This is a genomic window from Cohnella thermotolerans DSM 17683 (assembly GCF_000429825.1).
GTDB classification, from domain to species: domain Bacteria; phylum Bacillota; class Bacilli; order Paenibacillales; family Paenibacillaceae; genus Cohnella; species Cohnella thermotolerans.
Map to the genome: position 1 here is coordinate 39,330 of NZ_AUCP01000055.1, position 7,800 is coordinate 47,129.

Sequence of the window (7,800 nt, forward strand, 5' to 3'; positions counted from 1 at the left end):
TTAAGCGCTAATTCGATTCTTGTAAAGGAAAATACCGGCGAATGATCCGTTCCGCCGCTTCTTTTCCTGTCCGGATAGTGCGTGCGGCGTCCCATTCCCAATATTCCGGGCGAAACAGTTCCACCGACGCCATCTCTCCGTAGCCGATTTCCCGCAGAACGGTCAGAATCGCGTCCAAATGGATCGCGCCTTGGCCCGGCCAGACGCGATGGTGGTCCCGCAGCGTCCCCGCCGGCAGATCCTCGCAATCATCGAGGTGAAAGACGAAAATTTTGCCGGGGTCAGCCGCCCTTAAGTCCTCCAAACGGGAATTCATCGCGTGAAAATGGAAGCAATCCAGCACGATTCCGACGTTGGGCCGATCGGTTGCTTGAACGATCTCGTAAGCCTGGCGGAACGTGTTGATCGAGCAGTTCGGGTAGCCGACGAATTCGAGTGCGAGACGAACGCCGTGGGGCAGCGCCAAATCGGACAGCACGCGCAGTACGCGAACCGTTTCGGTTTTGATTTGTTCGCGCGTAAAGTCGCCAATGTCGAAAGTGGGAACGACAATGATCTTCTTGCAGTCAATCGCATTTCCAACCTCGCACAGGAAGATCAAATCTTCTTTGATTTGCCGAAATCCCGCTTCATCGCGGAAGTTGATAGACTCCAGCGCATTGAAGGCGTAAGGCTTTATGCGACTATGGCCGAAAAAGTTTTGCAAATCCGGGACGGCACGGTCCCGAAGATATTCCTTCAATTTATCCAGCCGGATTTCGATATAGTCGTATCCGAATCGCTCGCAATATTCCAAATCCTGCTGCAGATTGGAATTCCTTAGCGTGGTGGCTTCGTTAAATGCGATTTTCATGGCCATTCCCCCGGCATTACGCTCTCTTATTTTTTCGGGAATCAAGGAGGACCGCCGCCGCGATAATCGCACCCTTGAGTATTTGCTGCCAGTACGATGAGACGCCCAGCAGATCCAGTCCGTTGTTCAATACGCCGATGATCAGGGCGCCGATGATCGTGCCCGGAATCGTTCCGATACCGCCGTTCAGGCTGGTGCCGCCGATGACGGCCGCCGCGATCGCGTCAAGCTCATACATAAGGCCGAGACTTGGCTGCCCGGAGCTTATGCGGGCCGTCAGCATCATCCCCGCGATCGCTGTAAGCAAACCCGCGTAAGCGTAAATCATGATCCGATATCGGTCGACGTTAATCCCGGCGATCTTGGCCGCCTGTTCGTTGCCTCCGATGGCATAGGTGTATTTGCCGAACTTCGTCTTGCTCAGCAACAAGTGCGAGATGATGCCGATCAGGATAAACATGACGATCGGGAACGGGATGCCGAGAATGGTTCCCTTCCCCAGCACCAGGAACGATTCGTTCAAATTTCCGATCGGTCTTCCTCCCGAATACAGCAACGCCAGACCGCGAGCCGCGGTCATCATGCCCAACGTGGCGATGAAGGCCGGAATTTTTCCTTTGGCCGTAATGAATCCGTTAATGAAGCCCGTGCAAATACCGATGCAAAGTCCCGCGGCAATCGGAATAATAAGCGGATATTCGCCCGGATGGGCTAAGCTGGCTGCGACGACGGAGACTAGCGCGACAACCGATCCGGACGACAAGTCGATGCCGGTGGTAATAATCACCATCGTCACGCCCATCGCGATAATGCCGACAAAGGATATTTGTCTGACAATGTTGATCAAGTTTTGCGTGGCCAGGAAGGCATCCGATAGAAACGACATCAGGATGACCATGGCGATCAGGACGAACAACATGCCGTATTTGTTCATCAAATGTGAAAATGTAATTTTGCGGTGATGAGGGATGCTTGGGGAAACGGCTACGCTTTCATTCGGGTTGATGCTCATGCTTGACCTCCTATTCAGATGAATTAACTGTATGCCAGTTCCATGAGCCGTTCCTGCGAAGCCTTCTCTCTCTCCAATTCTCCCTTGGGAACACCTTCGTGCATGACCAGAATTCGGTCGCTCATGCCCAGCACTTCCGGCAATTCCGACGAGATCATGATGATGGCCTTGCCGGTCTGGGCCAGCCTGGACATCAGCTTATGGATTTCGGCCTTGGCTCCGACATCTATGCCGCGGGTAGGTTCGTCAAGAATCAGAATGTCCGGATTATTCATCAGCCATCTGCCCAGCAGCACTTTCTGCTGGTTCCCTCCGCTTAAATTCAGCATGGTTTGATTCAGGCTGGGCGTCTTGATGTTTAATCGCTCCACGAATGCCCTGCACATGTCATTCGCCAATTTGCCTTTGATATAGCCTTTAACCGTGAAGTCGTCGATGCTGGAAATGATCATGTTGTCTTTTACGGACAGCGGGAGGAATGCGCCTGTGATTTTGCGGTCTTCTGTCAACAGCCCCATTTTGTAGCGAATCGCATCCTGCGGCGACTTAATCGTCACTTTCCGGCCCTTGATGTAGATTTCGCCGGCATCCGCCGGAACAATGCCAAATATGCTTTCAATGATTTCCGTCCTGCCCGAACCCATAAGTCCGGCAATGCCCAGAATTTCGCCTTTTCTAACCTCGAAGCTTACATCTCTGAATTTGCCGTTGCGGGTCAAGTTGCGGACGGATAACGCGACTTCACCGATGTCGGCAGGCTCTTTGTGGAATACCTGTTTAATTTCCCGGCCGACCATCATTTGAATGAGCGTATCCTGAGTCAAATCGGCAGCCGCTTTCGTTCCGATGCATTGTCCGTCCCGAAAAACCGTAATGTCGTCGCTGATTTTGAAAATTTCGTCCATTTTGTGGGAGATGTAAATGATCGTAACGCCTTTCTTCTTCAGCGAATCGATAATGGCGAACAATCGCTCGACTTCTTTGTCGGTAATCGCGGAAGTCGGCTCATCCATGATCAGCAGGTCCGCGTGATGGGAAACCGCAGTCGCGATTTCCACCATCTGCATATTCGCAATGCTCAGGTCGATCATTTTGGTTCTCGGATCGATGTTTATGTTCAGGCTCTGCAGCCATTCACCCGCTTCTTGATCCATCTTCTTGCGGTTGATCCACCCGAACCCCTTGGTAGATTCGCGGCCTAAGAAGATGTTCTCCGCGACCGTCATGTGCGGGACCGGGCTTAGCTCCTGATGAATCATGGAGATGCCCAAACGAATCGCATCCTTGGATCCATGCAGCTTGATCGGGTTTCCTTTGAAACGGATGACTCCTCTGTCCGGGGTATAAATGCCGAATATGATCTTCATCAAGGTCGATTTACCCGCCCCGTTCTCCCCCATAAGCGCATGCACAGTTCCTTTTCGGACTTTCAGATGGATATTGTCGAGCGCTTTGACGCCCGGAAACTCCTTTGTCACGCCTTCTAACTCCAGGATGTACTCGGTATCCATGCGGTCACCGCCGTTCAGGGTAATTTGGAAAGCGGAAGCCGGGCATCTCTGCCCGGTTCCGCCCTAGAAGGCTCGAGATTACTTGCCCCACTTCTTGAAGTACACGTCAACGTTATCCGGAGTGATGACTTCGAACGGCACGTCGATCATTTTGTTGTCGATCTTTTCGCCGCGCGCCGCTTTAATAGCGGTTTCAAGTCCGACTTTGCCCTGCCCCATCGGGTCTTGGAAAGCGGTTACCTTGAGTTTGCCGCTCTTCACATAATCCAGCGCGTCAACCGTTCCGTCGATGCCGGCGACGATCGTCTTATCCAACTTGCCCGCAGCTTCCAGGGCCATGATCGCGCCGATCGCCATTTCGTCGTTGTTGGCTACGATCGCGTCGAACTTCTCGCCGGATTGAATCCAGTTTTCCATCAGCGTCATGCCTTCCGAGCGCTGCCAGTTGGCTGTCGCCTCGCGGATGAGCTTAAGGTCCGGATACTTCGCGATGACGTTCTTATTGCCTTGCGTCCGGTTGACGACCGCTTCCTGCCCGAGCTGACCGTTCATAATCCCGATATTGCCTTTACCGCCCAGCAATTCGGCAACCTTCTCCATTTGGATCGTGCCGGCAACAAGCGAGTCGGAACCGACATACGCGTAAATATCTTTCAATGCGGACTCGTTCGGTTTCCGGTTAACGACGACGACCGGAATATTCGCCGCTTTGGCCGCCTCAAGCATAGGATCAACGGCCTCGGTTTGTACGGGGACCAGAAGGATGGCGTCTACTTTCTCGGATACGAAAGTCTCCATCTGGGTCAATTGCGTGTTGTTGTCGTTCTTGGCGTCTACCATGACGAGATCAACGTCATTTTCGGAAGCGGCTTTTTTCATGGAGTCGTACAGGTAGGACAGCCATTTATCGTCGAAGATCGGCATGGCGGCGCCAATTTTAAGCTTCTTTTTCTCTCCGCCGGTTTTCCCGTCTGCCGGCGCGCTTGCAGACGATGAGCTTTTCGCCGAATCGGACGGTTCGTTGGAACTTGCGTTCTTCTTGTCCGAGCCGCAACCGGCCATCGTTGCCGCAATCAAGGTCACAATGAATACCAATGCCCAAACTTTGTTTTTTCTCACTGGCTTGACCTCCGAGATTTTTTATATCACCGCTTGCAACATGCAGCTAAAAAAGAATGAATCCGCCCCCCTTTTCTTCAAATGTTGCTGCCGTGTGCTTATCTCTTGTTGTTTAAATTCAGGGTAATCGTTTACCCTCATGAATGATTATATTTTGGTTTTTAAGCGTTTTCAACACTTTTTATCCTAAAATTTATCCCTAGAAATGACCAAGTTCAAACAAACTATTGACCATTTCCCCTTGGCAAACCCCTCCTACTCGCTTCGGTACGATTAAACGATTACCCTACATTCGTGTCTAAAAAAACAGAAGCCGCGCCCCAACGGACGCGACTTAAAAATCAAGAAGCCATATGACGCCTTCATCCTAGGCTTGGGCAAGTTTTGCGGTCGATTCCCGGATCGAAATCTCCGGCAGCATTTTGATTCGCTGCTTCGGTGTATCCGCTTGCTCTATCATCCGTATTATCATATCGATCGTTTCCTTGCTGAGTTTCCGGATGGGCTGGGCAATGGAGGTCAGCTTCGGGCTGACGATGCTGCAGAGCTGCGTGTCGTCGAACCCGATCACGGACAATTGATCCGGCACCCGTATACCTCTCGCTCTGCAAGCCTGCAGGACTCCGATGGCAAGAAGGTCGTTGCATCCGAATATCGCGGTGGGGCGGTCTTCCCGGTCCAGCAAATTCGCAGCCGCCATTTCCGAGTCGCTAACCGAAGGACCGCTGACCACGATCAGATTTTCCTGTACGGCAAGACCCGCTTCGGTGAGCGCGCATTGATAACCGCGGATCCTGTCCTTACTGCTCAGGGAGTCCTCCGCGAGGACACCGATCCGTCGATGGCCGAGGGAAATGAGATGGGAAGCCGCCATATACCCCCCGATGTAGTCATCGACCGTGACACTGGGTACGGGCAGTTCCGGGCGCTCGTGCGCAAAAAGAACGAGGGGGAACTTCTCGTCGATCAATTGACGGAGCACGGCGGCGTTGTTGAATTTGGAAGCGATGATGAGCCCGTCCACACGCCGTTGCTTGAGCAATGTGATATGCCGGCTTTCCTTATCGGCTTGGTTGTCGGTGGAGCACATGACGATATTGTAGCCGAATTCCTGCCCGCTCTCCTCAATGTGTTTCAAGTACTCCGCGTAAATCGGGTTGCTGACATCGGGAATGAGGAAGGCGATTTGATAGGTCGATTTTCCTTTCATGGCGGAGGCAATCACATTAGGGCTATAATTAAGGTCTTCCATGATCCGTTGAATCTTTTCCCGGGTCTTCGCGCTGATCCTTCCCGTATTATTGATCACTTTAGACACGGTAGCAGTGGAAACGCCAGCGGCTCTGGCTACATCGTAAATGGTGGGTGAACTCACGGCGACACTCTTTTCCCTAGCGATTATGAGCACTGCGCCTAACAGCGCGGTATGTGCCCATCCCCTTTATTATACGGGAAAAATGGAAACAACAAAACGACCGCGTATTCGTATTCGGGGGCGCGAAAATCCGGCACTTGAGGCCCCTGCTCGTAACCGACGGTCTCACTTCCGCTTCCCGTTTTTTTCTCGACCGCCGGGACATTCGCCGGACCGCTCCAACCGCCGCTTTTGCGGATATCGGTCGGCGTTTGTCCGGAAAAGCTCTTGATCATCCTCGATAGATGATAGACGTTGCTAAAGCCGGTTCGATCCGCAATTTCACTGAGCGTGAGCCCCGTACTTCGCAACATCTCGAGCGCATGCTCCACTCTCGCCTTCCACAAAAAGCGAATGGGAGTAACGCCTTCGTGCTGGCGGAAAAGCCGGATGAGATACTCGCCGGACACGCTCGACAAATCCGCCAACTGTTCGAACGTCAAAGGCTCCTGATACCGCTTGCGGATTCCGCTTTGGCCCTGACGACTTACGAATGCTTGACGGACTCGAGACGCTCGTTCTGGCTCAGCGTATCCGTCAAATGATTCATGGCATCCGACAAAGGGATCATTCTTGGCAGCTGTTCCAGTTTGGGGCCGATGTCGCGCCAAGCCGATCCGCCTGCCTGTTCATCGATTTCGATGTGAATCCAATGGTGCCGGGTTTCCATGCTTGAAGCAAAATAAAAATCCTCCCGGTGTCCCGGGTGCAGCACAGCCGTATAACCGGCCGGCACGAAATACAGCTGTTCGTCAATATGAATCCTGACATGCCCCGCTCTTGGCAGCAGCCATCCCAGTTCTCCTCCTAAACGATTTTTCAAATGAATCGTATCGAATCCGATACTTTCAGACAATGATTGCAGTTGACGGTACTTTGTCTGAAATTGAACTGACCTCCCCGAGCAATTTCCCATGGCGCCTTATTGCCGTTCAGCATGCCCTGCTTTGTTGCGATATTTCAATGGAGTCGTTCCCACCTGATTCAAGAAAAACTTCACGAAATGTGCGGGTGAAGAGAAGTGAAGCTCCTGAGAGATCTTCTCGATACTCCATGCAGTGTCGACCAGCATTCCTTTAGCCTTTCGGATGATGACTTGGGTCCGATAACTGCGTGGCGATTGGCCGTATACCTTTTTGAAACTGTTCGTCAAATAGGATCGATCTATATTGAGTTGATCGGCAAGTTCGCCGATTTTCATATTCTCGGCCGCTTTCTTTTCAAGCCAATAGGCGGCTTCGTGGGCCAGGCGGATCACGGAAGGCTGAATCGTCGAAGCTGCAAGCGGCGGTGCGGAGTTTGCCGTCAGACGGTAAATGCGATTGGACAGAAGGCTGATCAGATGGAGGATGGAAGATTGAACCTTAAGGGAGACGACAGCAGCTTTTAATGATTCGGAGCTTGTCGGTCTTTGTGCATACGGGGATCCCATTTGGGATAAAAAGCCGCCATATCGGTCCATCAATCGGCTTACATATTTGTCCAGGCTCTTATCTTGCTCTTTGCGTATGACGGGGTGTTGGACCCTTTGAAGAATCTCATGAATTCTTTTATCTTCCACTTCAAAATGGAAAAGAAACCACGCCGCGTCTTCTTTGGTCGGAGGGGTCTGATGGAACATCCCGGGTTTGATGATCAGACTATCGCCTTTGCTCAGGCTGTATGGATGTTCGTTTATAATAACCTCCAGTTCGCCGGAAATCATATACATAGGGCTTGCTGAACGAACAAAAAATCCTTATTCCACAAGGGATTTGAGCTACTTTTGTCGAATTTATCTGCAAGGAAAACATAGAAAATTGGCAAAAAACCTTGCAGATGGAGTGAGCGAACGTGTTCGTGCCGAATCGGGATATGGCAGATCTGTTGGAAAATTTCTACTTACCCTTTG

At 51.8% G+C, this 7,800-nt stretch carries 8 protein-coding genes; all 8 read right to left on the bottom strand.

Annotated elements, in window-relative coordinates; translation table 11 throughout:
• Positions 1-7: 7 nt before the first annotated feature.
• Positions 8-853, bottom strand: coding sequence for a sugar phosphate isomerase/epimerase family protein (locus G485_RS0111825; protein ID WP_027092736.1), 846 nt, complete (start codon positions 851-853; stop codon positions 8-10).
• Between the two features lie 16 nt (positions 854-869).
• A complete protein-coding gene (locus tag G485_RS0111830) occupies positions 870-1,865 on the bottom strand; it encodes an ABC transporter permease (protein WP_205620142.1) in 996 nt (331 codons plus the stop codon).
• A gap of 23 nt (positions 1,866-1,888) precedes the next feature.
• Positions 1,889-3,376, bottom strand: a complete 1,488-nt coding sequence (locus G485_RS0111835) for a sugar ABC transporter ATP-binding protein (RefSeq protein ID WP_027092738.1) — start codon at positions 3,374-3,376, stop codon at positions 1,889-1,891.
• Between the two features lie 78 nt (positions 3,377-3,454).
• Positions 3,455-4,495, bottom strand: coding sequence for a sugar ABC transporter substrate-binding protein (locus G485_RS0111840; protein WP_027092739.1), 1,041 nt, complete (start codon positions 4,493-4,495; stop codon positions 3,455-3,457).
• A gap of 367 nt (positions 4,496-4,862) precedes the next feature.
• Positions 4,863-5,870 (bottom strand): LacI family DNA-binding transcriptional regulator, encoded by a 1,008-nt coding sequence (locus G485_RS0111845; protein ID WP_027092740.1) that lies wholly within the window; start codon positions 5,868-5,870, stop codon positions 4,863-4,865.
• Between the two features lie 38 nt (positions 5,871-5,908).
• Positions 5,909-6,376 carry a helix-turn-helix domain-containing protein gene (locus G485_RS0111850; RefSeq protein WP_276203355.1) on the bottom strand — a complete coding sequence of 156 codons (468 nt, stop codon included), beginning with the start codon at positions 6,374-6,376 and terminating at the stop codon, positions 5,909-5,911.
• A 20-nt stretch (positions 6,377-6,396) separates the two neighbouring features.
• On the bottom strand, positions 6,397-6,732 hold the full coding sequence (locus G485_RS30430) for an AraC family ligand binding domain-containing protein (RefSeq protein WP_035155871.1): 336 nt from the start codon (positions 6,730-6,732) through the stop codon (positions 6,397-6,399).
• A 99-nt stretch (positions 6,733-6,831) separates the two neighbouring features.
• Complete coding sequence (locus G485_RS0111860) at positions 6,832-7,614, bottom strand: AraC family transcriptional regulator (RefSeq protein WP_169732315.1); 783 nt, start codon at positions 7,612-7,614, stop codon at positions 6,832-6,834.
• Positions 7,615-7,800: the final 186 nt, after the last annotated feature.

Excerpts from the sequence above, each read along its gene's own strand:
- G485_RS0111825 (WP_027092736.1), bottom strand. The coding sequence starts at position 853 with ATGAAAATCGCATTTAACGAAGCCACCACGCTAAGGAATTCCAATCTG.
- G485_RS0111830 (WP_205620142.1), bottom strand. The coding sequence starts at position 1,865 with ATGAGCATCAACCCGAATGAAAGCGTAGCCGTTTCCCCAAGCATCCCT.
- G485_RS0111835 (WP_027092738.1), bottom strand. The coding sequence starts at position 3,376 with ATGGATACCGAGTACATCCTGGAGTTAGAAGGCGTGACAAAGGAGTTT.
- G485_RS0111860 (WP_169732315.1), bottom strand. The coding sequence starts at position 7,614 with ATGATTTCCGGCGAACTGGAGGTTATTATAAACGAACATCCATACAGC.